Raw genomic sequence first — 25,718 nt, forward strand, 5'->3', positions numbered from 1 at the left:
GGCCGGTGCTGTTGTCGCCGGCAGGGTGAGCGCCTCGCCGCTCAGGCTCCAGACCTTGAGCGCCTTGCGATAAGCCGCGTCGTGCTCAGGGGCGCTGGCGCGCCAGTGGTTCAGGCGTTCGGTCAGTTCGGAGTCGTGAGGGTTCTCCTGGATCAGCAGCAGCCAGTCCAGTGCGGTTTCCCAGATCGGGTTCGGGGGCGGTTTTTCAGTCATCACTCAGTTGTTCCGCGCAGTAGGTCAGGGCGTCGCGGACCAATTGGTGGGCCAGGCTCACGGACATGCCAAGTTGCGTGCCGATTTGCTGAAACGTCAGGCCTTGCAGGCGATGCAATACGAATGCCTGGCGCGTGCGCTCCGGCAGGCGGGACAAAGCATGTTGCAATTTGCGCAATTCGTCCACATGCAAGGCTTGCTGCTCGGGCGAAGGCGCGTTGGAAATGTGTTCGTCCAATGATTCGCTATGGGTGGTGTGGCGGTTTTCCAGGGTTGCCCGGCGATTGAGGTCAAAGGCCAGGTTGCGCACGATACGGTAAAGATAGCCCACCGGTTGTGTCAGCGGGGCGAGGTTGTCCGCGCCCTGGCTGAAGCGCAGCCAGGCGTCTTGAACCACATCTTCTGCCTTGGCCCGGCAGCCCACGATGGGGGCGGCATAGTCGACCAGGGCGATACGATGCGTCAGGTAAAGCTGGAGCCTGTCATTGGTGTCGGGCACGGGTATCCAGGAGGATGAGCCAGGGATCTGAAGTTGGCCGGATATTAATGCGGATGAGATAGATTATCAAATACGACCTTTAGGCCGCAGATAAAAGGTATCGAAGAGGGCAGGAAGGAATCCCGGAAACTAAAAAGCCCGCTTTCGCGGGCTTTTTGAGTGGTTGCACAGGGTGAACCTGTAAACCTGAATTGGTGCCCAGAAGAAGACTCGAACTTCCACGACCTTGCGGTCACCAGCACCTGAAGCTGGCGTGTCTACCAATTTCACCATCTGGGCAGTATCAGCAACGTTGCCGCTGTTGATGTGGCGCATAATACGTAGAGCTTTTCGATCTGTAAACCCCTGTTTTAATTTTATTAAATCAGGGGCTTAGCTGACCCGGAATGCAAAAACCCGCTTTCGCGGGTTTTTGTGTGAGGCTGAAGAGTGTACTACTCTGCAATCTCGAATTGGTGCCCAGAAGAAGACTCGAACTTCCACGACCTTGCGATCACCAGCACCTGAAGCTGGCGTGTCTACCAATTTCACCATCTGGGCAGTATCTTCAACGCTGTTGCCGTTGTTGATGGCGCGCATCTTACGGACGAACCTTTGACCTGTAAAGCGTTGTGTTTAAAAATAGTGAAAATATTTCGCGAACGGTTGGTCGACAGCAGCAAAGCGCGTCAGAAAGGACTAATAAGGCCCAGTGTGTGCCTGAAATTTCCCGTTTCAATACGCGTATGCCAAACTAACCCGCATATAGACAAGGTGAAAACTATCTAATGGCCGATTGGCAGACCCTCGATCCCGAGGCCGCACGTGAAGCGGAAAAATACGAAAACCCTATCCCTAGCCGCGAACTGATCCTTCAGCACCTGGCCGAGCGTGGCTCGCCTGCTGCTCGTGAACAGTTGGTGGAAGAGTTCGGTCTGACCACAGAAGACCAAATCGAGGCCTTGCGCCGTCGCCTGCGTGCGATGGAGCGCGATGCCCAACTGATTTACACCCGCCGTGGCACTTACGCGCCGGTGGACAAGCTCGACCTGATTCTCGGCCGTATCAGTGGCCACCGCGATGGCTTCGGCTTCCTGGTTCCGGACGACGGCAGCGACGACCTGTTCATGAGCCCTGCGCAAATGCGCCTGGTGTTCGATGGCGACCGTGCGCTGGCCCGTGTTTCGGGGCTGGACCGTCGTGGTCGTCGTGAAGGCGTGATCGTCGAAGTGGTTTCCCGTGCTCACGAAACCATCGTGGGTCGCTACTTTGAAGAAGGTGGTATTGGCTTCGTAGTGGCCGACAACCCGAAGATCCAGCAAGAAGTGCTGGTAACCCCGGGTCGCAACGCTGGCGCAAAAATCGGTCAGTTCGTCGAAGTGAAGATTACTCACTGGCCTACGCCGCGTTTCCAGCCGCAAGGCGATGTACTGGAGGTTGTAGGCAACTACATGGCTCCGGGCATGGAAATCGATATTGCCCTGCGTACTTACGACATTCCTCACGTATGGCCGGAAGCTGTGCTTAAGGAAGCAAGCCGTCTGAAGCCGGAAGTCGAAGAGAAAGACAAAGAGAAGCGCATCGACCTGCGTCATCTGCCGTTCGTCACCATTGACGGCGAAGATGCTCGCGACTTCGATGACGCCGTATTCTGCGAAGCCAAGCCTGGCAAGCTGCGCCTGTTCTCCGGCGGCTGGAAGTTGTACGTGGCAATTGCCGACGTCTCCAGCTACGTGAAAATCGGTTCGGCCCTGGATGCCGAAGCCCAGGTTCGCGGCAACTCGGTGTACTTCCCTGAGCGCGTGATCCCGATGCTGCCTGAGCAGCTGTCCAACGGCCTGTGCTCGCTGAACCCGAAAGTCGACCGTTTGGCCATGGTTTGCGAGATGACCATCTCCAAAACCGGCGAAATGACCGACTATCAGTTCTACGAAGCGGTGATCCATTCCCAGGCACGTCTGACCTACAACAAGGTCAGCACTATTCTGGAGCAGCCGAAAACCAGCGAGGCCAAGCAACTGCGCAGCGAATACGCTGATGTGGTGCCGCACCTCAAGCAGTTGTACTCGTTGTACAAGGTGTTGCTGGCAGCTCGTCATACCCGTGGCGCGATTGATTTTGAAACCCAGGAAACCCGGATCATCTTCGGTTCCGATCGCAAAATTGCCGATATTCGCCCGACCACCCGTAACGATGCGCACAAGCTGATTGAAGAGTGCATGCTGGCGGCCAACGTGGCCACCGCCGAGTTCCTCAAGAAGCACGAGATTCCTGCGCTGTATCGTGTCCACGATGGTCCGCCGCCGGAGCGTCTGGAAAAACTGCGTGCGTTCCTCGGTGAGCTGGGCCTGAGCCTGCACAAAGGTAAAGATGGTCCGTCGCCGAAGGATTACCAGGCATTGCTGGCCAGCATCAAGGACCGTCCGGATTTCCACCTGATCCAGACCGTAATGCTGCGTTCGTTGAGCCAGGCGGTATACAGCTCCGATAACCAGGGCCACTTCGGCCTGAATTATGAAGCTTATACCCACTTCACCTCGCCGATTCGTCGCTACCCTGACCTGTTGACCCACCGTGCGATCCGCAGCGTGATCCATTCCAAGATGGATACCCCGCACGTTCGCCGTGCTGGTGCGATGACCATTCCGAAAGCGCGCATCTATCCGTACGACGAAGCGATCCTGGAGCAGCTCGGCGAGCAGTGCTCCATGAGCGAGCGCCGTGCCGACGAAGCCACCCGCGATGTGACCAACTGGCTCAAGTGCGAGTTCATGAAGGATCGCGTAGGCGAGTCGTTCCCTGGCGTGGTAACGGCAGTGACCGGTTTTGGCCTGTTCGTGGAACTGACCGATATCTATGTTGAAGGTCTGGTTCACGTAACTGCCTTGCCGGGCGACTACTACCACTTCGACCCTGTGCATCACCGCCTGGCGGGCGAGCGCACCGGTCGCAGCTTCCGCTTGGGTGATACCGTTGAAGTGCGGGTCATGCGCGTCGATCTCGACGAGCGCAAGATCGACTTCGAAATGGCGGAAAAAACCCTCAGTGCGCCGATTGGTCGTAAAAATCGTACTGCTGATGCGCCTAAAACCAGGAATGCAGGCAAGGCCGGTACCAAGCCGACTGAAAAGCCGGTTGAGCCAGCCCCGGCTGCACGTCGCAGTGCACCGGCCAAGCCCGCTAAAAAATCCTCGGATGATGCTTATCGCCCAAGCGATGCTGCGGCAAAAAACGCCGAGCTGCGCAAAAGCCGTGAACTGAAACAGGCGCTGCTGGCCGAATCGAAAAGCGGCGGTCGGACATCGGAGCCGGGAAAGTCGGGTAGGGGGGCGCCTGCAAAAGATGCGGGCAAGCCTTCCAAGCCGAGCAAACATCGTAAAGGCCCGCCAAAATCGGGCACCGCTCCAGCCGCCAAAAGCGGCGGGGCGCGCAAACCTAAGGCCAAGTCATGAGTCTGGAAAAAATCTATGGCGTGCATGCCGTAGAAGCATTGCTGCGTCACCATCCCAAGCGCGTCAAGCAGGTATGGCTGGCAGAAGGTCGCAGTGATCCGCGTGTACAAACGCTGATCGAGCTGGCCAACGAAAACCGTGTGGCTGTCGGCCAGGCCGAGCGTCGTGAAATGGACGTCTGGGTCGAAGGCGTGCACCAGGGTGTGGTGGCGGACGTGAGTCCGAGCCAGGTCTGGGGCGAAGCCATGCTCGACGAGCTGCTCGATCGCACTGAAGGTGCCCCGTTGCTGCTGGTGCTGGACGGCGTGACCGATCCCCACAACCTGGGTGCTTGCCTGCGTTCGGCGGATGCTGCCGGTGCGCTGGCTGTTATCGTGCCCAAGGACAAATCTGCAACGCTGACGCCGACGGTACGAAAAGTAGCCTGCGGTGCAGCGGAAGTTATTCCGTTGGTTGCCGTGACCAACCTGGCGCGTACCCTGGAGAAGCTCCAGCAGCGCGGCTTGTGGGTTGTCGGTACGGCCGGTGAGGCTGAAGTCAGTATCTATGACCAGGACCTGACCGGCCCGACCATCCTGATCATGGGGGCAGAAGGCAAGGGCATGCGTCGCCTGACCCGTGAGCACTGTGATTACCTGGTCAAGCTGCCGATGGCCGGCAGCGTCAGCAGCCTGAACGTTTCGGTGGCGACAGGTGTTTGCCTGTTCGAAGCCCAGCGTCAGCGCGGCGCCAAGGCCAAGACTTCTTCGAAGAAGAAGTAAGCTGGCTGGCTGTTAAATGTGGGAGCGGGCTTGCTCGCGATGCGTATCACGCGGTGTCTCTGGATGACCGCAGCGATGCCATCGCGAGCCAGCCCGCTCCCACATTGGTTTGTGGCGTATACAAGTAAAGATTGTTCAAATAATCACCAATTGCCTTGCGCCTCTGTTGTCCCTTCTCTACAATTGCGCCCCTTGCCGTCATGGCGGGCGCATATGTGCCTCTCTAGGCAAGACACACAAGTGTCATTCACTCCTTGTCTGACCGCTTTTTAGTTAGCGGCAGGCTACAACCCGTAAGGAGCATTCATGCGTCATTACGAAATCATCTTTTTGGTCCACCCGGATCAAAGCGAACAAGTCGGCGGCATGGTAGAGCGTTACACCAAGCTGATCGAAGAAGACGGCGGCAAAATCCACCGTCTGGAAGATTGGGGTCGTCGTCAACTGGCCTACGCAATCAACAATGTTCACAAGGCTCACTACGTGATGCTGAACGTTGAGTGCACTGGCAAAGCCCTGGCTGAGCTGGAAGACAACTTCCGTTACAACGATGCTGTGATCCGTAACCTGGTCATCCGTCGCGACGAAGCCGTAACTGGCCAGTCCGAGATGCTCAAGGCTGAAGAGAACCGCAGTGAGCGCCGTGAGCGTCGTGACCGTCCTGAGCATTCTGACAGCGCCGATGGCGATGACAGCGATAACAGCGACGCCAGCGATAACGCTGACGAGTAATCCACGGACCTTTTGAGGAGCCAATTACATGGCACGTTTCTTCCGTCGTCGTAAATTCTGCCGCTTCACCGCAGAAGAAGTGAAAGAGATCGATTACAAGGATCTCAACACTCTGAAAGCTTACGTATCCGAGACCGGCAAAATTGTTCCAAGCCGCATCACCGGTACTAAAGCTCGTTATCAGCGTCAGCTGGCCACCGCTATCAAGCGCGCCCGCTTCCTGGCCCTGCTGGCCTACACCGACAGCCACGGCCGCTGAGACCGGGCAGTCGACAAGTAGTAAAGGATTGAAAGCATGCGCGCCTTAGCTGAGTTCATCATGCGAGGCCGTGTGCAGGCCACGTTAATCGTGGCCGGATGTGCGGCATTGCCGTTCTTGTTCTGGTTGAGTGCTGCTGCAGGTAGCCTGGTGCTTCTGCGGCGCGGTCCGAGAGATGCCTTGAGCATTCTCTCATGGGCGTTACTGCCGGCCTTGGTCTGGTGGTTTATCGGAGAGCCCCGCACCCTTATGGTGCTGCTGGGAACTCTGGGGCTGGCGTTGATGTTACGCGCCGGTCAGTCCTGGAATCGCGTGCTGCTGGTCAGCGTAGCGTTGGGTGTGGTGTATGGCGTGGTCCTGGGTACGGTTTTCCGCGAACCCATTGGTGCGATGGCGCAGGAGTTGGAAAAACTTCTGCCGCAGGTCCTCAATGGTCTCTACGACAAGTTATCTGACGTAGAGCGAGCGCGCCTTGGAGCACTGATTGCACCCGTCCTCACCGGTTTGATTGCAGCTTTGATGCAGGTCGTCAGCGTGCTGAGCCTGATACTTGGGCGTTATTGGCAGGCGTTGTTGTATAACCCGGGTGGTTTTGCCAGCGAATTTCGCAGCATCCGCCTACCGCTGGGACCAGCGCTCGTATTGCTGGCGTGCATGCTTGTAGGGCCGAACTTCGGTCCCGAAATGGCCATGCTTACGCCGTTGTGCAGCGTAGCGTTGTTCTTCGCCGGGCTGGCCCTGATTCATGGGCTGGTGGCGCAAAAGCGACTGGCCAAGTTCTGGCTGGTGGGGTTGTACGTCACGCTGTTGCTGTTTATGCAGCTGATCTATCCGTTGCTCGTGGTCTTGGCCATTGTCGACAGCCTGATTGATTTTCGCGGACGTCTGGCGCCGAAAGGCACCGATAAAGACTCTGCGGACGGTGAAGGTTAAAAGTTAAGAGGATTTTCACATGCAACTGATCCTTCTGGAAAAAGTCGCGAACCTGGGCAACCTGGGCGACAAAGTAAATGTTAAGGCCGGTTACGGTCGTAACTACCTGCTGCCGTACGGCAAAGCTACCGCTGCAACCGCTGCCAACCTGGCTGCGTTTGAAGAGCGTCGTGCTGAGCTGGAACAAGCTGCTGCAGACAAAAAAGCTTCGGCTGAAACACGCGCTGCCCAACTGGCTGAGCTGGAAGTGACTATCACTGCCACCGCTGGCGACGAAGGCAAGCTATTCGGCTCGATCGGCACTCACGACATCGCTGATGCACTGACCGCCTCCGGCGTTGAAGTTGCAAAAAGCGAAGTTCGTCTGCCGAACGGCACTATCCGCAACGTTGGCGAATTCGACGTGGCTGTGCACCTGCACGCCGAAGTTGAAGCAACCGTACGCGTTGTTGTGGTAGCTGCTTAAGCAGTCTTAACTGACTGGCACCTTGTGTGCCGGACGGTTAACATCGGGCACGATCCTGTTTACAGGTCGTGCCCTTTGTCTTTCTGCAGATCCTGATTTTCAAACTAATTCCAAGTGGCCATGAACGATATCTCCGCTCCTGAGCAATACGATCTACAAACCGCAGCCCTGAAGGTGCCTCCGCATTCCATCGAGGCCGAACAGGCTGTGCTCGGTGGTTTGATGCTGGACAACAACGCCTGGGAACGCGTGCTGGATCAGGTTTCGGACGGTGATTTTTATCGACATGACCACCGCCTGATCTTCCGCGCCATAGCCAAGCTGGCAGACCAGAACTCCCCGATTGACGTCGTGACCCTTGCCGAGCAACTGGACAAGGAAGGTCAGACTTCGCAGGTGGGCGGCCTGGGCTACCTCGGTGAACTGGCAAAAAATACGCCGTCGGTCGCCAACATCAAGGCCTACGCCCAGATCGTGCGTCAGCGTGCGACGTTGCGTCAGCTTATCGGTATCAGCACCGAAATCGCCGACAGTGCATTCAACCCGGAAGGGCGCAGCGCCGAAGAAATCCTCGATGAGGCCGAGCGCCAGATCTTTGCCATTGCCGAGGCCCGGCCAAAAACCGGTGGCCCGGTGAGCGTCAATGATCTGTTGACCAAAGCCATCGACCGTATCGACACGCTGTTCAACACCGACAACGCCATCACCGGCCTGTCCACCGGTTACACCGACCTCGATGGCATGACCAGCGGCTTGCAGCCTGCGGACTTGATTATCGTCGCCGGTCGTCCATCGATGGGTAAAACCACCTTTGCGATGAACCTGGTTGAAAACGCCGTATTGCGCAGCGAGAAAGCGGTACTGGTTTACTCTCTCGAGATGCCAGGTGAATCGCTGATCATGCGTATGCTGTCATCGCTGGGTCGCATCGACCAGACCAAGGTCCGGGCCGGTCGCCTCGAAGACGACGATTGGCCGCGCCTGACTTCGGCGGTCAACCTGCTCAATGACCGTAAACTGTTTATCGACGATACCGCGGGCATCAGCCCCTCGGAAATGCGCGCCCGTACCCGGCGACTGGTGCGTGAGCACGGCGATATCGGCCTGATCATGATCGACTACCTGCAATTGATGCAGATCCCGGGTTCCGGCGGTGACAACCGTACCAACGAAATCTCCGAGATTTCCCGCTCCCTCAAGGCGCTGGCCAAGGAATTCAACTGCCCGGTAGTCGCGCTGTCACAGCTCAACCGTTCCCTGGAGCAGCGGCCCAACAAGCGCCCGATCAACTCCGACTTGCGTGAATCCGGAGCCATCGAGCAGGACGCCGACGTCATCATGTTCGTGTACCGGGACGAGGTGTACCACCCCGAGACCGAGCACAAGGGCATTGCCGAGATCATCATCGGCAAGCAGCGTAACGGCCCGATCGGCACCACGCGCCTGGCGTTTATCGGCAAATACACGCGCTTCGAAAACCTGGCGCCAGGCAGTTACAACTTCGACGACGATTAACCTGTCCGGCTTCTGTGGGAGCTGGCCTGCCAGCGATAGCATCGACGCGGTCAATCAGATAGATCGCGCCGCCTGAATCGCGAGCAAGCTCGCTCCCACAGACAATATGCCTGCGCCAATCAATTCCGACCATTGCCGTCGGAATTGGTCATTTTTTGTGCTATATTCCGCGCCCGCGAATTTCTTAGTAAATGCCGCGCCCCCTTTTTTGCACTCAACACCGGTCATCGACATGCAATCAGCCAAGCCTCTATTTGACTATCCGAAGTACTGGGCCGAATGTTTCGGCCCAGCACCATTCCTGCCCATGAGCAGGGAGGAGATGGATCAGCTTGGCTGGGATTCATGCGACATCATCATCGTGACGGGTGATGCCTATGTCGATCACCCGTCATTTGGTATGGCCATCATTGGTCGCTTGTTGGAGTCCCAGGGTTTCCGTGTGGGCATCATTGCCCAGCCGAACTGGCAGTCCAAAGACGACTTTATGAAGCTGGGCGAGCCGAACCTGTTCTTCGGCGTTGCCGCCGGCAACATGGACTCGATGATCAACCGCTACACCGCTGACAAAAAGATCCGTTCCGATGACGCCTACACCCCCGGTGGCATGGCAGGCAAACGTCCGGATCGCGCCAGTCTGGTGTACAGCCAGCGCTGCAAGGAAGCCTACAAAAACGTACCGATCGTACTCGGCGGTATCGAAGCTTCGTTGCGCCGTATCGCGCATTACGACTACTGGCAGGACCGCGTACGCAATTCGATCCTGATCGACGCCTGTGCCGATATCCTGTTGTACGGCAACGCCGAGCGCGCCATCGTCGAAGTGGCCCAGCGTCTGTCCTACGGCCACAAAGTCGAAGACATCACCGATGTGCGCGGCACCGCGTTCATTCGTCGCGATACGCCAAAAGACTGGTATGAAGTCGACTCCACGCGTATTGACCGTCCGGGCAAGATCGACAAGATCATCAACCCGTACGTCAACACCCAGGACACCCAGGCCTGCGCCATCGAGCAGGAAAAGGGCCCGGTTGAAGACCCGAACGAAGCCAAGGTCGTGCAGATCCTGGCCAGCCCGCGCATGACCCGTGACAAGACGGTCATCCGTCTGCCATCGGTCGAGAAAGTACGTGCTGATGCGGTGCTGTATGCCCACGCCAACCGCGTGCTGCACCTTGAAACCAACCCGGGCAACGCCCGTGCGCTGGTGCAAAAGCACGGCGAAGTGGATGTATGGTTCAACCCGCCACCGATCCCGATGACCACTGAAGAAATGGACTACGTGTTTGGCATGCCTTACGCACGTATTCCCCATCCTGCGTACGGCAAGGAAAAAATCCCGGCCTACGACATGATCCGTTTCTCGGTGAACATCATGCGTGGCTGCTTTGGTGGTTGCACCTTCTGCTCGATTACCGAGCACGAAGGCCGCATCATCCAGAACCGCTCCGAAGAGTCGATCATTCGCGAAATCGAAGAGATCCGCGACAAGGTGCCTGGCTTTACCGGGGTTATTTCCGACCTTGGCGGCCCGACCGCGAACATGTACCGCATCGCCTGCAAAACGCCAGAAATTGAATCTGCGTGCCGCAAGCCGTCCTGCGTTTTCCCGGGCATCTGCCCGAACCTGAACACCGACCACTCGTCGCTGATTCAGCTTTACCGCAGCGCCCGTGCCTTGCCGGGCGTGAAGAAAATCCTGATCGCTTCCGGTCTGCGTTACGACCTTGCCGTCGAGTCGCCGGAATACGTGAAGGAACTGGTCACCCACCACGTCGGTGGTTACCTGAAGATCGCCCCGGAACACACCGAGGAAGGTCCGCTCAACCAGATGATGAAGCCGGGCATTGGCAGCTATGACAAGTTCAAGCGCATGTTCGAGAAGTACACCAAGGAAGCAGGCAAAGAGCAGTACCTGATCCCGTACTTCATTGCCGCTCACCCCGGCACTAAAGACGAAGACATGATGAACCTGGCCATCTGGCTCAAGACCAACGGTTTCCGTGCCGACCAGGTGCAGGCGTTCTACCCGTCGCCGATGGCTACCGCCACCGCGATGTACCACTCGGGCAAGAACCCGCTGCGCAAGGTCACGTACAAGAGCGACTCGGTGACCATCGTCAAGAGCGAGGAGCAGCGCCGCCTGCACAAGGCGTTCCTGCGCTATCACGACCCGAAAGGCTGGCCGATGCTGCGTGAGGCGCTGACCCGCATGGGCCGTGCCGACCTGATCGGTTCGGGCAAGGACCAGTTGATCCCGTTGCATCAGCCGGCGACCGACAGTTACCAGAGTGCCCGTCGCAAAAACTCGACGCCTGCCGGTAGCCACAAGGTCGCGGGTGAGAAGACCACCAAGATCCTGACCCAGCACACTGGCCTGCCGCCGCGTGCCAGTGATGGTGGCAACCCGTGGGACAAGCGTGAACAGGCCAAGGCTGCTGCGTTTGCCCGCAACAAGCAGGCCGCCAAGGAGCGCCAGGAAGCAGCCAAGGGCGGCAAGAGCCAGCGCCCGGCCCGCAAGCCGGTAGTGCCGCGCTAAGCCTGCCCTTGTAGATACTCTGTTGCAGGTCAAGCCCTATTGTGGGAGCGAGCCTGCTCGCGAACGACCTTCGCGAGCAGGCTCGCTCCCACAGTTGCAGTGTTCCTTCGGCAGCTGCTACGGTTTTGCGTAAATTGCAGTAAATCAACGCCAGCCTTAGGGCTGGCGTTGTGCTTTCTGCGCGCTGAGAGGCCTGCCACGGGTTTGTAGGCTGTTTGCTGTCGCGGAAGTAAGGGAATGAGGTTGGAAGCGTCTGAGGGCGTTCAGGCTAACTGCGAGGATCAGCAGGCGGGCTGCTGATCCTGATCACAGATCCTGTGGGCCGGGTTGTGGATAACCGGGCCGAGGGGGTCAAGCAGTTGGAGCTTTGTCTTCTGGTGCGCCGGTATCTTCTGCGGCGTCTTCACTTTCGCTGTCGACTTCGTGGTCCAGCTCGGTATCAACAGTACCGCCTTCAGCAGCCGCTTTCTTGCGGGCAGCCTTTTCCTCTTTCTTCTGCTCTTTAGCCAAGTCTCTTTGACGCTTAGCGAAGTTATAGTTTGGTTTGGCCATGGGCGATCCTCTTGGGGTCGAAGGTGAGGTTGAGCGGCGCGTATTCTGCCCTGTATTAGTGCTTAGCCGTTAGCTGGGTTTTTGCAAGGTTGCACATTGCGCTAAAAATACGACTCTACACCCACGCAAAAGCCGGTTGTGGATTAAATCTAGTTACTTATTCCCCCAAAATTCAAAATGATGGCCTAAGGTTATAAGCCTGAAGTCCATTCTGGGATGGATTGTGTCGATTGTGGCGATAGACCATGACGCAGATCATATGAATCGATACAATTTTCAGGCAATCTGTATACAGATTTTTGCTTCCCCATACCCTGCCTTGGAGATACACCATGTTTGCCAAAGTTGTTGCGGTATCCCTTTTGACTCTGGCCAGCGGCCATTTGCTGGCGGCTGAGTGCGCTGTAACTGTCGATTCGACTGACCAAATGTCTTACAACACCAAAGAGATCGTCATCGACAAATCCTGCAAGACCTTCACCGTTAACCTGACGCACTCCGGCAATCTGCCGAAAAACGTCATGGGTCATAACTGGGTCTTGAGCAAAAAGGCAGACATGCAGGCAGTTTCTACCGACGGCATTGCCGCTGGCCTGGACAAAAACTATCTCAAGGACGGTGATGAGCGCATCATCGCCCACACCAAAGTGATTGGCGCCGGTGAGAAAGACTCCGTGACCTTCGATGTGGCCAAACTGAAAGCGGGCGAAGAATATGAATTCTTCTGCACCTTCCCGGGCCACAACTCGATGATGAAAGGCGCTGTGGTTCTTAAATAACACCACGCAAGCCCTTAACAGCCCTGACGTGCCCTGCGCCGTCAGGGCTGTTTGCGTTCAGGCCCTGGAGTCGGTCATCTTGAAAATGCCCTGGGCGTTGCTGCTGTCGAAGTTCAGATCGATGTGGCCGGTATCAGGGTCGATCTTGCGTTGGATGAACTCCACAAATGACCCCGGCACTGCGTGCTCGCGGTACACCCCGGCAGCATCGACCAGGCCGCGGCTGACCGTGTTGGCGCGATAGGCGGTTTGCATCACCCGCCCCGAGGCGGACACTTCGATGCTGTCTTTCATGGGCCGTTGCAAGTCACGTTGTTGCGCCACACAGGCTTCGAGGTCCGGCACGCGATCGGTCAGATGGTTGAAGCTGTTGCCCTCGGTTGCGATCCAGGCCATCTCGGCGCTTTCAGCGAGGAGGCAGTTGTAGTCCGTTTCCTGTACCACGCCATGCTGCCGGCCGAATGCTTGATACAGCCCTGGCAACAGGGCCTGCGCCTGGCTCAGGCTGCAGTGGCGGGTGAGGCTCAGGGTCTTGAGGATGCTGTGGTGTTGGGCCTGCAGCGGGTCAAGGCTGGAACCGACCACGCGGCTGACGGCCTGTTGAAAAGCCTCGCTGAAGCGGCCGGGGTGCAGTTCCGAGACAAAGAACTGGGCGATGTCTTCGGGCAGATCCATTTGTCTGTAGCCCCAGCCGGTCATGTTCAGCTTGGTCAGCGGGTAGGTTCGCACATCGGTAAAGCCCAGTGGCTCCAGCAAACGGGCAAATGCCTGGCGGCCGCGGGGCAGTTCGCCGTTGGCAGGCCAGTCCACCGTACGGAGGGCGCCATGGTCGAACACTACCTTGCGGCCATGCTGTGCCTGTTCCTGTACATAGCGTCGGCCTTCAGGCACGGCTTCCACCAGTTTGTGCAGCAGGCACAGGTTCAGTGCTTCGGCGAGCCACACCCGGTGCAGTGCCTGTTCATGCCAGTTGAAGCGCAGCAGCCCTTCAGGCACTTCGACATGCTCACGCAACCAGGCGGTGGCCGGTTGGCCGAGCACGGAATCGACAAGGGAGAACAAAGCATCGAAAGCAGGCATGGGGCAGGGCTCTGGCGACGAAATAGACGTCTATCAAAGCCTTTGGCCGTTGTGGCCACAAGCGAAAAAAATTGCGGGGTTCATTCCGTTTTTTCCGGGAAGGAAAAAGCCCCTCACCCTAGCCCTCTCCCGGAGGGAGAGGGGACGGATTGATGGTGTTCTTGAAACCGCGTGCGGTCTGCTCCCTCTCCCTCCGGGAGAGGTACGCACGGGCTCAAGGCGCGAACGGCATCTCACGCTTGTGGTGGGTCTTTTCGTACGTCTTGCAGATGATATTGAACGCTTCTTCGCTCACCGGCTCGCCATGCAAGAAGGCATCGATCTCGGCATAGGTCACGCCGTGGGACGCTTCGTCCGGTTTGCCGGGCTCCAGGTCTTCGAGGTCGGCAGTCGGGACTTTCTCCACCAGCGATTCCGGCGCACCAAAATGCCGCGCAATGGCCCGCACCTGATTTTTCACCAGCCCGCTGAGCGGCGCCAGATCACAGGAACCATCACCGAACTTGGTGAAGAAGCCCATCACCGCTTCCGCCGCATGGTCGGTGCCGATCACCAGCCCGCCAGTCGCCCCGGCAATAGTGTATTGCGCCACCATGCGCATACGCGCCTTGGTGTTACCCAGTACAAAGTCCACGGTGGCAGCAGGCTTGCCTTCAAACGCGGTCACTTCAGCCGCCAGGGCCTTGACCGCAGGGCCGATGTTCACGGTCTGGCGCTCGTCCGGGTTGATAAAGTCGACCGCAGCCGTGGCGTCTGCTTCGTCATGCTGCACACCGTAAGGCAGGCGCACGGCAATAAAGCGATAGGCCTGGTCACCGGTCTGTTCGCGCAATTGCTGCACCGCACGTTGGGCCATCAGGCCTGCGGTCAGGGAGTCGACCCCGCCGCTGATGCCCAGTACCAGGGTCTTGAGCCTGGCGTTGTGCAGGCAGCACTGAATGAAAGTGATACGCCGGGCAATCTCGGCCTCAAGGGCTGCGGTGTCTTTGAACGGCGGCTGGACCTTGAGGTCTGCAGCAATCTGACGCTGTACGGCCTGCATGATTCACTCCTTGGGAGAATGTTCAGGAACTTGGAAAACGTGGCGTAAATAGGCGGCGAAATTGGGGTCGGAGCAATGGGTTTTGCCCGGTTCATCGGAAATCTTGGCCACCGGCGAGCCATTGCAGGCGTTCATTTTAAGCACGATGCTCATTGGCTCAACCCCCGGAATGTCGCAGGTCAGGTTAGTCCCGATACCGAAGCTGACGTTGATCCGGCCGCGCAGTGACCGGAAAATCTCCAGCGCCCGGGGCAGGGTCAGGCTGTCGGAGAACACCAGAGTCTTGCTCATGGGGTCGATGCCCAGCTTGTGGTAATGAGCTATGCATTTTTCGGCCCACACCACAGGGTCGCCTGAGTCGTGGCGCAGGCCGTCGAACAGCTTGGCAAAGTACAGATCGAAATCTTTCAGGAAGGCATCGGTAGTAATGCAGTCCGTCAGCGCGATGCCCAACAAGCCGCGGTACTCGCGCACCCAGCAGTCGAGCGCGGCACTCTGGCTGTCGATCAGCCGTGGGCCCAGTTGCTGGTGGGCCATGATCCATTCGTGGGCCATGGTCCCCAGCGGCTTCATGTCCAGCTCGCGGGACAGGTTGACGTTGCTGGTGCCGACAAAGCGCCCGGGGAAGTCGTGCTTGAGCACACTGACGACTTCTTCTTGCACGCGGTACGAAAACCGTCGACGAGTGCCGAAATCGGCGACTTGCAGTTCAGACAACTCTTCAGCGCTGGCATTGGCCTGCAGCCAGTCAAACTTGCGATACAGCTGCTCCCGGGCCTGTGACAGCACGGTATCGGCATAGCGCGAACGGTTGCGTACTTCGCTGACAATCGCCAGTAACGGCACTTCAAACAGGATCACATGCAGCCACGGCCCGCGCAGGCGGATAACCAGTTCGCCGTTTTCGATGCCGGTGTGTACATAGCGCATATTGAAGCGAAACAGCCCCAAAAAGCGGATGAAGTCGGGCTTCATAAAGGTGATGCGTTCCAGAAACCCCAACTGGTCCTGAGTCATGCTCAGTTCGCACAGGCGTTCGATCTGGTGACGAATTTCGTTGAGGTATGGGCGCAGATCCTCACTGTTGCGGCAGCGGAATTCCCATTCGACTTCGACGTTGGGGTAGTTGTGCAGCACCGCCTGCATCATGGTCAATTTGTAGAAGTCGGTGTCGAGCAGGTTCTGCACGATGCGATCGGCAAATACACTCTCGCTCATAGCGGCAATCTCCATGCTGCCCGTGCCTGATAGCCACGGCGTTCAGCTTTTTCAATGAATGGCGCTAGTGGCGCATATCTGCAGGCGGTTTTGCCAGCGGTTTTTGTGGTCGTAGCCTGTTTCTGCCCGCTCCCACAGGTGTTATCGCGCATCCAGCTGCTCCATGAACCAGCTCACGAATGCCTTTACCTTGGGTACGCCTGCCGTATGTTCAGGATAGGCCAGGTAGTAGGCATCGCGGCTCGGCATCAAGTGCTGCCAGGCGATGACCAGTTTGCCGTCGGCCAATTCCTCTTCCACCAGGAACCTCGGCAGCAGTGCCACGCCACAGCCAACCTGGGCTGCGCGGATGCACATGTAGAAGGTGTCGAAGCGCGGCCCATGGTAGCTGTGATCGGTATGAAACCCCTGATGCTCAAACCACTCGTGCCAGGCCTGTGGCCGCGAAGCGTTCTGCAGCAACACCAGACCTGTGAGTTGGGTCGGGTCGGTCAGTGCCGTGCCCGGCAAGCTTGCTGGCGAACATACGGCGACCAGTTCTTCACTGAACAGCTTCAGGCTCTCGGTGCCGGGCCGTGAGCCCTGGCCGAAGTAAAACGCCAGATCGCTGCGCCCTTGCAGCAAATCGTCGCCTTGCTGCTCATTGCACAGATCCAGATGAATATGCGGATGGCGTATGCCCCAACCCTTGAGGCGCGGCACCAGCCAGCGGGCGCCAAAAGTGGAAGGGGTGGAGACCCGTAGCACTTCTGTTTCGCCGCCATAGGAACGCAGGGTATGGGTCGACATCTCGACCTGGGTCAGGATTTTTCGGACTTCTACCAGATACAAATCCCCTGCTGGAGTCAGCTGCAAGCGGCGGCGCACCCGGCGAAACAGCAAGTGCTGCAACAGCTCTTCGAGCTGCGCGACCTGTTTGCTGACTGCGCTCTGGGTCAGATTCAGCTCTTCGGCCGCACGGGTGAAACTCAGATGACGGGTCACCGCTTCAAAACACTGCAACGCCGTGATCGAAGGTAGATGGCGCTTGTTGAGCATAGAAGGCCTCTGATTGTTGTTGTCAGGCAACGTTACCAGTGCAGCATGAATTTTCGGAATGATATCTCGCTTAAAGGTCGTTTGTTGCCGCCATGCCAGCCAGCTACAACTAAAGGCCTGTGAATCATTTTTTAAAGCTCAAGGAGTGCCTTCAATGGTTGCTGCATTACTGGATCGTCTTGGTGTGAACCCCGCGCTGTACCAGCAGGGCAATCAGCCGGTGTATACGCCGATTGACGGTAGCCAGATCGGTGCCGTGCACTGGGAAGGGGCTGCCGAGGCCGAGCAGCACGTGACCCGCGCCGAACACGCCTTCGAGGCATGGCGCAAGGTGCCTGCCCCGCGTCGTGGGGAACTGGTGCGCCAGTTCGGCGATTTGCTGCGTGAGTACAAGGCCGATCTGGGCGAGCTGGTGTCATGGGAAGCGGGCAAGATCACCCAGGAAGGGTTGGGCGAAGTGCAGGAAATGATCGACATCTGCGACTTTGCAGTTGGCCTGTCGCGTCAGCTCTACGGCTTGACCATCGCCTCGGAGCGACCAGGCCACCATATGCGTGAAACCTGGCACCCGCTGGGTGTGGTGGGTGTGATCAGCGCATTCAACTTTCCGGTGGCCGTGTGGGCGTGGAATACCGCGTTGGCGCTGGTATGCGGCAACGCGGTGATCTGGAAACCATCGGAAAAAACCCCGCTGACGGCGCTGGCCTGTCAGGCCTTGTTTGATCGTGTGTTGAGCTCGTTTGAGGGCGCGCCCAAGTACCTGGCCCAGGTGGTGATTGGTGGTCGTGAAGCGGGCGAAGCCCTGGTTGACGATCCGCGAGTCGCGCTGATCAGTGCCACCGGCAGCACGCGCATGGGCCGCGAAGTGGCACCTAAAATCGCCGCACGCTTTGCCCGCAGTATTCTGGAGCTGGGCGGCAACAATGCGATGATTTTGGCGCCGAGTGCCGACCTGGACATGGCCGTGCGTGCCATCCTGTTCAGTGCTGTCGGTACTGCCGGGCAGCGCTGCACCAGCCTGCGCCGGCTGATTGCCCACGACTCGGTCAAGGAAGAAATTGTCACCCGGCTCAAGGCGGCCTATTCCAAAGTGCGTATCGGTCATCCGCTGGAAGGCAATCTGGTGGGGCCGCTGATCGACAAAAGCAGCTTTGAAAACATGCGTGATGCGCTGGAGCAGGCCCTTAGCGAAGGCGGGCGGGTATTTGGTGGCGAGCGGCAATTGGCGGGCCAGTACCCTGGCGCTTACTACGTGGCCCCGGCGATTGTGGAAATGCCCGAGCAAAGCGACGTGGTGTGCAGCGAGACCTTCGCGCCGATTTTGTATGTGGTCGGTTACAGCGACTTTGCCGAGGCCTTGCGCCTGAACAACGCGGTGCCGCAGGGGCTGTCATCGTGCATATTCACCACCGATGTGCGCGAGGCCGAGCAATTCATGTCGGCCACTGGCAGTGATTGCGGGATTGCCAACGTCAATATCGGGCCCAGCGGTGCGGAAATCGGGGGTGCCTTTGGTGGTGAGAAAGAAACCGGGGGCGGTCGCGAGTCGGGGTCAGATGCATGGCGTGGATATATGCGCCGGCAGACCAATACCGTCAACTACTCGCTGGAATTGCCGTTGGCGCAAGGGATTACGTTCGATTGAGGTGATGCAAGCCCTCACCCCCAACCCTCTCCCGGAGGGAGAGGGAGCTGATCTGCTTTTGCCTTTAGTCCCCTCTCCCTCCGGGAGAGGGCCAGGGTGAGGGGCTTTGATTTTGGTTGGGTTTCATTTCTGGAGCTTGGCAATGCCTTTACAAGAACAATGTCTGTGGGAAACCCTTACCCCCCAACGCCCCCAAGCGCCAACCTTCAAGGGCGAGTTGAGCGTTGATGTGTGTGTGATCGGTGCCGGCATCACCGGTTTGTCCGCCGCCATCCATTTGCTCGAGCAGGGCAAAAGTGTCTGTGTGCTCGAAGCCTATCGCACCGGTCATGGCGGCTCAGGCCGCAACGTAGGATTGGTTAATGCCGGGATGTGGATACCGCCCGACGATATCGAAGCCGGTTTCGGCGAGGCTGTCGGCAGCCAGCTCAACCGCATGCTCGGTGCCGCCCCGGGACTGGTGTTCAGCCTGATCGACAAATACCGCATCGACTGCCAGTTGCGCCGTGAAGGCACCCTGCACATGGCCCATAATGCCCGTGGCGAAGCCGATTTGCGCAGCCGTGAAGAACAATGGAAGCGCCGTGGCGCCCCGGTTGAACTGCTCACCGGCGCCGCCTGCGAAGCCGCTACCGGCACCACAAAAATCGCCGCCGCCTTGCTCGACCGTCGCGCCGGCACCCTCAACCCTATGGCCTACACCTCGGGCCTGGCCAAGGCAGCCTGTGATCTGGGCGGGCAGCTGTTCGATCATTCCCCGGTCACCGGACTTGAACGCCAAGGCCCACGCTGGTCAGTGCAAACGGCCCACGGTGCGGTAAGTGCGGAGCAGGTGGTGCTGGCGTCCAATGCCTACACTGAAGGCGAATGGACTGATTTACGACGTAACTTTTTCCCTGGTTATTACTACCAGGTCGCCTCCAAACCTCTGACCGACGCCAGCGCAGCGCGAATCTTGCCAGGCGGCCAAGGGTCGTGGGACACCCGCCAGGTATTGAGCAGTATCCGTCGCGATGCCGACGGCCGTTTACTGCTCGGCAGCCTGGGCAACGGCAATCAGAAGCCTGCGTGGTTTCTCAAGGCCTGGGCCGACCGCGTGCAGCAGCATTATTTCCCGTACCTCAAGGGCGTGGAATGGGAATGCACCTGGACGGGCTGCATCGCATTTACGCCCGATCATCTGATGCGCTTATTTGAACCGGCGCCCGGTTTGGTGGCAGTCACCGGCTATAACGGTCGCGGTGTAACCACAGGCAGCGTGGTCGGCAAGGCCTTTGCCGACTATTTGTGCAGTGGCGATGCCAAGGCCTTGCCAATCCCCTTTGCACCGATGCGGCCGCTGTCTGGCACGGGGTTGCGCAGTTGTTTATACGAAGCCGGTTTTTCGCTGTATCACGCCGGCCAATGTTTAAGAATTGTGATCTGACGCGGTTTTTTTCTGGGCGCCCCGACGTTTTGCCTGGCAGCGGCTAGCCTTAAGTGGTGCGGCCTGTAGCAGTCCTGCACCGAGAGTGTGCAGTTCGGTGACGCAAGTGGTTACAGGACGTTTGCGCAACCCGGGGCAACCTGGTTGCAATACCGGCTGCGGCAGGTGGCGCCTGTAGAAACATAGCGGTTTTACCTTCCTCGGTTTAGACGGTTGCACGCCCAATGAAAATGGGCTCGAAACAGTCGATATAACAACAATAGAACGACTTTTTTAAGAATAAAAAGCCAATGGCACGCGGCTTGCTCAGCGCTTTAGGTGAAGTCGAAGTGCCATCTAATAAAACCTCAGGAGCACCACCTCATGTCGCAGACGTTCTACAAGAAAGGTTTTCTGGCCCTCGCCGTAGCAGCTGCATTGGGCGTTTCTTCGTTTGTTCAGGCTGATCTGAAAATTGGTGTTGCCGGCCCGATGACTGGCGCCAACGCAGCTTTTGGCGAGCAGTACATGAAGGGTGCCAAGGCAGCGGCAGACAAGATCAACGCCGCCGGTGGGGTCAACGGCGAGAAGATCGTTCTGGTGGCCGGGGACGATGCCTGCGAGCCGAAACAGGCCGTAGCCGTCGCCAACCGTTTGGTCGACCAGGACAAAGTGGCCGGTGTAGTAGGGCACTTCTGTTCTTCATCGACCATTCCGGCGTCTGAGGTGTACGCCGATGCCGGTGTGATTGCGATCACTCCTGGCTCCACCAACCCGGCGGTGACCGAGCGTGGCCTGAGCGCGATGTTCCGCATGTGTGGTCGTGATGACCAGCAGGGCATTGTGGCGGCGGATTACATTGTTGATGTGCTCAAAGGCAAGAAAGTGGCCGTTTTGCACGACAAGGACACCTATGGCCAGGGCCTGGCGGACGCCACCAAGGCGCAACTGATCAAGCGCGGCGTGACCCCTGTGTTGTACGAAGGCCTGACCCGAGGCGAAAAAGACTTCAGTGCCGTGGTGACCAAAATCCGCTCCAACGGGGCCGACGTGGTGTATTTCGGTGGCCTGCACCCGGAAGCCGGCCCGCTGGTACGCCAACTGCGTGAGCAAGGCCTCAAGGATGTGAAGTTCATGTCCGATGATGGTGTGGTCACCGACGAACTGGTTACCACCGCAGGCGGCCCGCAGTACGTTGACGGCGTTTATATGACCTTCGGTGCCGACCCGCGCCTGTTGCCAGACAGCAAGGTGGTGGTTGAAGAGTTCCGTAAGGCTGGCACCGAACCAGAGGGCTACACCCTGTACGCCTATGCTTCGGTCCAGGCCCTGGCTGACGCCTTTGCCGGCGCCAAATCCAACAAGGGTGAAGATGCTGCCAAGTGGCTCAAGGCCAACCCGGTTAAAACCGTGATGGGTGAGAAAGCCTGGGACAGCAAAGGTGACCTTAAAGTCTCCGACTACGTTATGTACCAGTGGGACAAAGACGGTAAATATCACCAACTGGAAAAACAGAAGTGAGATGAGTCACCTACCTGATGCCAGCTTCGGCGGGCATCAGGTAGGGATGGATCTGCACCACCTGTCTTCTTTTCCAGGAGTCGCGCACACCCTGCCAGCCAAGCTGTCCTGTGACGGCGTGGATGGCTTGCGTCTGCGCAAAGGCTCCAGTGCGTGAGATTGCGTTATGGATGGTATTTTCCTACAGCAACTGCTGAACGGCCTGACCCTCGGGTCTGTCTACGGCCTGATCGCCATCGGCTACACAATGGTCTACGGCATCATCGGCATGATCAACTTCGCCCACGGCGAGGTGTACATGATCTCTGCTTACCTCGCGGCGATCAGTCTGGCTCTGTTGGCATACTTCGGTATCGAATCCTTCCCGTTGTTGATGTTGGGCACCCTTATTTTCACGGTGGTGGTCACGGGCGTGTATGGCTGGGTGATCGAGCGCGTGGCCTACAAGCCGCTGCGCAATTCCACACGGTTGGCGCCGCTGATTAGCGCCATTGGTATCTCCCTTATCCTGCAGAACTATGTGCAAATCGCCCAAGGCTCACGTCAGCAGGGCGTGCCGACGTTACTTAGCGGGGCGTGGCGGGTCGATATCGGCTCAGGCTTCGTACAGCTGACCTACACCAAAGTCTTTATTCTGCTCGCCGCCTTTGTGGGCATGGGCCTGCTTACTTACATCATCAAGTACACCAAGCTGGGCCGCATGTGCCGCGCCACCCAGCAGGATCGCAAGATGGCGTCGATCCTGGGGATCAATACCGACCGGGTGATTTCCTACGTGTTCGTGATCGGTGCCGCCATGGCCGCGCTGGCCGGTGTGCTGATTACCATGAACTACGGCACGTTCGACTTCTATGCCGGTTTCATCATCGGGATCAAGGCCTTCACCGCAGCGGTGCTCGGCGGCATCGGTTCACTGCCGGGGGCCATGCTCGGCGGGATCATCCTGGGTATTTCCGAGTCGCTTTTTGCCGGGTTGATTAACTCGGATTACAAGGATGTATTCAGTTTCTCACTGCTGGTGCTGATTCTGATTTTCCGTCCTCAAGGCCTGCTGGGTCGTCCTCTCGTGGCGAAGGTGTAAGTATGTCTGTAGCCATTAATAAACCGATTGATATCAAAAAAAGCGTAGTCGACTCGATCCTGGCCGGGTTGATTTCATTGATTGTGTTCGGGCCCATCGTAGGGGTGGTGCTCGACGGTTACAGCTTCAACCTGCAACCGGCCCGGGTAGGCTGGCTGGTGGCTATCGTGATGGTCGGGCGCTTTGCCCTGAGCCTGTTTTTACAGACTGCCAAAGGGCTGAAAATCCTGCAGGGCTTTGAGTCCACAGGCTCGGGCGTGCATGTGCTGGCACCGGACTACAAGTCGCGGCTGCGCTGGATCGTGCCGTTGCTGATCGTGATTGCCATCGTGTTTCCGTTTTTCGCCAATAAATACATTCTGACCGTGGTCATCCTTGGGCTGATTTACGTGCTGCTGGGCCTGGGGCTGAATATCGTGGTTGGCCTGGCGGGGTTGCTCGACCTGGGGTATGTGGCGTTCTATGCCATCGGCGCTTATGGTCTGGCGCTGGGCTATCAATACCTGGGGCTGGGTTTCTGGACGGTGCTGCCGCTGGCGGCCATTGCGGCGGCGATGGCGGGATGCATTCTGGGGTTTCCGGTGTTGCGCATGCACGGTGACTACCTGGCCATCGTGACCCTGGGCTTTGGTGAAATCATCCGTCTGATCCTCAACAACTGGCTGTCGTTTACCGGCGGGCCAAATGGCATGCCGGTGCCATCGCCGACCTTTTTCGGCCTGGAGTTCGGCCGGCGCGCGAAAGATGGCGGGGTGCCATTTCATGAGTTCTTCGGCCTGGAATACAACCCCAATATCAAGTTCCTGTTTATCTATATCGTGCTGTTTCTGGTGGTGCTGCTGGTGTTGTACATCAAGCACCGCCTGACCCGCATGCCGATCGGCCGCGCCTGGGAAGCGCTGCGCGAAGACGAAATTGCCTGCCGTTCCATGGGCCTCAACCATGTGCTGGTCAAGCTGTCGGCGTTCACCATTGGTGCCTCCACGGCTGGCCTGGCCGGGGTGTTCTTTGCCAGCTACCAGGGTTTTGTTAACCCTTCCTCGTTCACCTTCTTCGAGTCGGCGCTGATCCTCGCCATTGTGGTGCTCGGCGGCATGGGCTCGACAGTGGGCGTGGTGATCGCCGCATTCGTGCTGACGGTGGCTCCTGAACTGTTGCGCAGCTTTGCCGAGTACCGGGTGCTGCTGTTTGGTGTGTTGATGGTGTTGATGATGATCTGGCGACCACGAGGCCTGATCCGCATCAGCCGTGTCGGAGTTGCGCCACGCAAGGGGGTTGCGCCATGAGCGAATTGTCAAAAGACGATGTTGTGCTCTCGGTCGACAAACTGATGATGCACTTTGGCGGGATCAAGGCCCTGAGCGATGTCAGCCTCAAGGTCAAACGCAACTCGATCTTTGCCCTGATCGGCCCCAACGGTGCCGGTAAAACTACAGTGTTCAACTGTTTGACCGGCTTTTACAAAGCCAGCGGCGGCAGGATCGAACTCAATGCCCGCGGTACTCGTACCAACGTGATCAAGCTACTGGGGGAGCCGTTCAGGCTGAGCGACTTTGTATCGCCCAAGGCGTTTGCCAGCCGGCTGTATTACAAAATGTTCGGCGGAACACATCTGGTCAACCGCTCGGGTCTGGCGCGCACGTTCCAGAATATCCGCCTGTTCAAGGAAATGTCGGTACTGGAAAACCTGCTGGTGGCCCAGCATATGTGGGTCAACCGCAACATGCTCGCCGGCATCCTCAATACCAAGGGCTATCGCAAGGCTGAAAGCGATGCGCTGGATCATGCCTTCTACTGGCTGGAGGTGGTTGACCTGGTGGACTGTGCCAATCGCCTGGCCGGTGAATTGTCCTATGGCCAGCAGCGACGCCTGGAGATTGCCCGGGCCATGTGTACGCGGCCGCAAATCATCTGCCTGGACGAACCGGCGGCAGGCCTCAACCCGCAGGAAACCGAAGCGTTGAGCGGGATGATCCGCCTGCTGCGCGACGAACACGACCTGACGGTGGTGTTGATCGAGCACGACATGGGCATGGTCATGAGCATTTCCGATCACATCGTGGTGCTCGACCACGGCAACGTGATTGCCGAAGGCGGGCCTGAGGCCATCCGCAACGACCCCAAAGTGATTGCGGCCTACCTTGGCGCAGACGAAGAGGAGCTGATATGACGGGCACGATCCTCGAGCTCAAGGAACTGGACGTTCACTACGGGCCGATCCAGGCCCTGAAAAAAGTCTCGATGCATATTGAGGAGGGCGAAACGGTAAGCCTGATCGGCTCCAACGGCGCGGGTAAATCCACGTTGCTGATGTCGATTTTTGGCCAGCCCCGGGCCAGCGGCGGGCAAATTATCTACCAGGGGGTGGACATTACCCACAAGTCCTCGCACTACATCGCCTCCAACGGTATCGCCCAGTCGCCGGAAGGCCGTCGCGTGTTTCCGGACATGTCGGTGGAAGAAAACCTGCTGATGGGCACCATCCCCATTGGCGACAAATATGCCGACGAAGACATGCAGCGCATGTTCGAGTTGTTCCCCCGGCTCCTGGAGCGGCGCAATCAGCGGGCCATGACCATGTCGGGTGGCGAACAGCAAATGCTCGCCATTGCCCGAGCGCTGATGAGCCGGCCCAAGCTGCTGTTGCTGGATGAGCCCAGCCTGGGGTTGGCACCGATTGTGGTGAAGCAGATTTTTGCCACGCTGCGGGAGCTGGCAGGCACTGGCATGACCATCTTTCTGGTGGAGCAGAACGCCAACCATGCCCTGCGGTTGTCGGACCGGGCCTATGTGATGGTCAACGGTGAAATCCGTCTGACCGGCACCGGCAAGGAACTGCTGAGTAACGAGGAGGTGCGTAACGCTTATTTGGGCGGGCATTAACAGGCATTTCACATCTCTCTGTGTGGGAGCGAGCCTGCTCGCGATGGCATCACTGCGGTTTGTTTGAATCACCGCGTCGATCCCATCGCGAGCAGGCTCGCTCCCACATGTCTTTTTGTCAGACAA

At 58.2% G+C, this 25,718-nt stretch carries 24 protein-coding genes and 2 tRNA genes; 17 read left to right on the top strand and 9 right to left on the bottom strand.

What is annotated here, in order from left to right; genetic code table 11:
• The 4 genes from GHO42_RS09385 to GHO42_RS09400 form a co-directional block, all read right to left on the bottom strand.
• Positions 1 to 213, bottom strand: a 213-nt coding sequence (locus tag GHO42_RS09385; protein ID WP_153384148.1) for a DUF4880 domain-containing protein, incomplete at its 3' end; no start/stop codon positions are given.
• Positions 206 to 712 carry a sigma-70 family RNA polymerase sigma factor gene (locus GHO42_RS09390; RefSeq protein WP_178126974.1) on the bottom strand — a complete coding sequence of 169 codons (507 nt, stop codon included), beginning with the start codon at positions 710 to 712 and terminating at the stop codon, positions 206 to 208. The genes GHO42_RS09390 and GHO42_RS09385, both read right to left, overlap by 8 nt.
• 192 nt (positions 713 to 904) lie before the next feature.
• Positions 905 to 991, bottom strand: a tRNA-Leu gene (locus GHO42_RS09395).
• Positions 992 to 1,165: 174 nt separating this feature from the next.
• Positions 1,166 to 1,252 (bottom strand) — tRNA-Leu (locus tag GHO42_RS09400).
• A gap of 227 nt (positions 1,253 to 1,479) precedes the next feature.
• Here GHO42_RS09400 and rnr point away from each other — a divergent pair.
• From rnr to GHO42_RS09440, 8 genes are all read left to right on the top strand, one after another.
• On the top strand, positions 1,480 to 4,143 hold the full coding sequence (gene rnr, locus GHO42_RS09405) for a ribonuclease R (RefSeq protein WP_095000963.1): 2,664 nt from the start codon (positions 1,480 to 1,482) through the stop codon (positions 4,141 to 4,143).
• Positions 4,140 to 4,904 carry a 23S rRNA (guanosine(2251)-2'-O)-methyltransferase RlmB gene (gene rlmB, locus GHO42_RS09410; protein ID WP_095000964.1) on the top strand — a complete coding sequence of 255 codons (765 nt, stop codon included), beginning with the start codon at positions 4,140 to 4,142 and terminating at the stop codon, positions 4,902 to 4,904. The genes rnr and rlmB overlap by 4 nt, the downstream gene beginning before the upstream one ends.
• 306 nt (positions 4,905 to 5,210) lie before the next feature.
• Positions 5,211 to 5,636, top strand: a complete 426-nt coding sequence (gene rpsF, locus GHO42_RS09415; protein WP_003439045.1) for a 30S ribosomal protein S6 — start codon at positions 5,211 to 5,213, stop codon at positions 5,634 to 5,636.
• A gap of 28 nt (positions 5,637 to 5,664) precedes the next feature.
• Positions 5,665 to 5,895 (top strand): 30S ribosomal protein S18, encoded by a 231-nt coding sequence (rpsR, locus tag GHO42_RS09420; protein ID WP_003171373.1) that lies wholly within the window; start codon positions 5,665 to 5,667, stop codon positions 5,893 to 5,895.
• A gap of 36 nt (positions 5,896 to 5,931) precedes the next feature.
• The gene (locus GHO42_RS09425) at positions 5,932 to 6,828 is read left to right on the top strand and encodes a hypothetical protein (protein WP_095000965.1); all 897 of its coding nucleotides are present in this window, start codon (positions 5,932 to 5,934) and stop codon (positions 6,826 to 6,828) included.
• 19 nt (positions 6,829 to 6,847) lie between these two features.
• On the top strand, positions 6,848 to 7,294 hold the full coding sequence (rplI, locus tag GHO42_RS09430) for a 50S ribosomal protein L9 (protein ID WP_003439047.1): 447 nt from the start codon (positions 6,848 to 6,850) through the stop codon (positions 7,292 to 7,294).
• Between the two features lie 120 nt (positions 7,295 to 7,414).
• Positions 7,415 to 8,809: a replicative DNA helicase gene (gene dnaB / locus GHO42_RS09435; RefSeq protein ID WP_016783319.1), complete on the top strand. Its 1,395-nt coding sequence runs from the start codon at positions 7,415 to 7,417 to the stop codon at positions 8,807 to 8,809.
• Between the two features lie 232 nt (positions 8,810 to 9,041).
• Positions 9,042 to 11,348, top strand: a complete 2,307-nt coding sequence (locus tag GHO42_RS09440; RefSeq protein WP_095000967.1) for a YgiQ family radical SAM protein — start codon at positions 9,042 to 9,044, stop codon at positions 11,346 to 11,348.
• Positions 11,349 to 11,699: 351 nt separating this feature from the next.
• Here GHO42_RS09440 and GHO42_RS09445 read toward each other — a convergent pair whose 3' ends face one another.
• Entirely contained in the window at positions 11,700 to 11,900 is a 201-nt protein-coding gene (locus GHO42_RS09445; protein ID WP_095000968.1) for a hypothetical protein, read from the bottom strand.
• A gap of 332 nt (positions 11,901 to 12,232) precedes the next feature.
• On the opposite strand from GHO42_RS09445, the gene azu reads away from it, so the two are divergent.
• Positions 12,233 to 12,679, top strand: a complete 447-nt coding sequence (azu, locus tag GHO42_RS09450) for an azurin (protein ID WP_095000969.1) — start codon at positions 12,233 to 12,235, stop codon at positions 12,677 to 12,679.
• A 57-nt stretch (positions 12,680 to 12,736) separates the two neighbouring features.
• On the opposite strand, the gene GHO42_RS09455 is transcribed toward azu, so the two are convergent.
• The 4 genes from GHO42_RS09455 to GHO42_RS09470 all read right to left on the bottom strand — a co-directional run bounded on the left by GHO42_RS09455 (position 12,737) and on the right by GHO42_RS09470 (position 17,057).
• Positions 12,737 to 13,759 carry a DUF1338 domain-containing protein gene (locus GHO42_RS09455; RefSeq protein ID WP_095017675.1) on the bottom strand — a complete coding sequence of 341 codons (1,023 nt, stop codon included), beginning with the start codon at positions 13,757 to 13,759 and terminating at the stop codon, positions 12,737 to 12,739.
• A gap of 214 nt (positions 13,760 to 13,973) precedes the next feature.
• Positions 13,974 to 14,801, bottom strand: a complete 828-nt coding sequence (gene nadE, locus GHO42_RS09460) for an ammonia-dependent NAD(+) synthetase (protein ID WP_095000971.1) — start codon at positions 14,799 to 14,801, stop codon at positions 13,974 to 13,976.
• Between the two features lie 3 nt (positions 14,802 to 14,804).
• On the bottom strand, positions 14,805 to 16,019 hold the full coding sequence (gene pncB / locus GHO42_RS09465; protein ID WP_095000972.1) for a nicotinate phosphoribosyltransferase: 1,215 nt from the start codon (positions 16,017 to 16,019) through the stop codon (positions 14,805 to 14,807).
• 141 nt (positions 16,020 to 16,160) lie between these two features.
• A complete protein-coding gene (locus GHO42_RS09470) occupies positions 16,161 to 17,057 on the bottom strand; it encodes a LysR family transcriptional regulator (RefSeq protein ID WP_095017674.1) in 897 nt (298 codons plus the stop codon).
• A 154-nt stretch (positions 17,058 to 17,211) separates the two neighbouring features.
• Between GHO42_RS09470 and GHO42_RS09475 the strand changes: the two genes are divergently transcribed.
• The 8 genes from GHO42_RS09475 (at position 17,212) to GHO42_RS09510 (ending at position 25,592) form a co-directional block, all read left to right on the top strand.
• Complete coding sequence (locus tag GHO42_RS09475; protein WP_095000974.1) at positions 17,212 to 18,702, top strand: aldehyde dehydrogenase family protein; 1,491 nt, start codon at positions 17,212 to 17,214, stop codon at positions 18,700 to 18,702.
• 142 nt (positions 18,703 to 18,844) lie between these two features.
• A complete protein-coding gene (locus GHO42_RS09480; protein ID WP_095000975.1) occupies positions 18,845 to 20,128 on the top strand; it encodes an FAD-binding oxidoreductase in 1,284 nt (427 codons plus the stop codon).
• 363 nt (positions 20,129 to 20,491) lie between these two features.
• Positions 20,492 to 21,628: a branched-chain amino acid ABC transporter substrate-binding protein gene (locus tag GHO42_RS09485; protein WP_095000976.1), complete on the top strand. Its 1,137-nt coding sequence runs from the start codon at positions 20,492 to 20,494 to the stop codon at positions 21,626 to 21,628.
• Between the two features lies 1 nt (position 21,629).
• Complete coding sequence (locus GHO42_RS09490) at positions 21,630 to 21,785, top strand: hypothetical protein (protein WP_153327708.1); 156 nt, start codon at positions 21,630 to 21,632, stop codon at positions 21,783 to 21,785.
• Between the two features lie 9 nt (positions 21,786 to 21,794).
• Positions 21,795 to 22,709 carry a branched-chain amino acid ABC transporter permease LivH gene (locus GHO42_RS09495; protein ID WP_095000977.1) on the top strand — a complete coding sequence of 305 codons (915 nt, stop codon included), beginning with the start codon at positions 21,795 to 21,797 and terminating at the stop codon, positions 22,707 to 22,709.
• A 2-nt stretch (positions 22,710 to 22,711) separates the two neighbouring features.
• A complete protein-coding gene (gene livM / locus GHO42_RS09500) occupies positions 22,712 to 23,995 on the top strand; it encodes a high-affinity branched-chain amino acid ABC transporter permease LivM (protein ID WP_095000978.1) in 1,284 nt (427 codons plus the stop codon).
• Positions 23,992 to 24,879 carry an ABC transporter ATP-binding protein gene (locus GHO42_RS09505; RefSeq protein ID WP_095017673.1) on the top strand — a complete coding sequence of 296 codons (888 nt, stop codon included), beginning with the start codon at positions 23,992 to 23,994 and terminating at the stop codon, positions 24,877 to 24,879. Before livM ends, GHO42_RS09505 begins: the two co-directional genes overlap by 4 nt.
• Positions 24,876 to 25,592 (top strand): ABC transporter ATP-binding protein, encoded by a 717-nt coding sequence (locus GHO42_RS09510; RefSeq protein WP_095000980.1) that lies wholly within the window; start codon positions 24,876 to 24,878, stop codon positions 25,590 to 25,592. Before GHO42_RS09505 ends, GHO42_RS09510 begins: the two co-directional genes overlap by 4 nt.
• The last annotated feature ends 126 nt before the right edge of the window (positions 25,593 to 25,718 follow it).

It is taken from the genome of Pseudomonas sp. FSL R10-0056, assembly GCF_009600105.1.
GTDB classification, from domain to species: Bacteria; Pseudomonadota; Gammaproteobacteria; order Pseudomonadales; family Pseudomonadaceae; genus Aquipseudomonas; species Aquipseudomonas bubulae.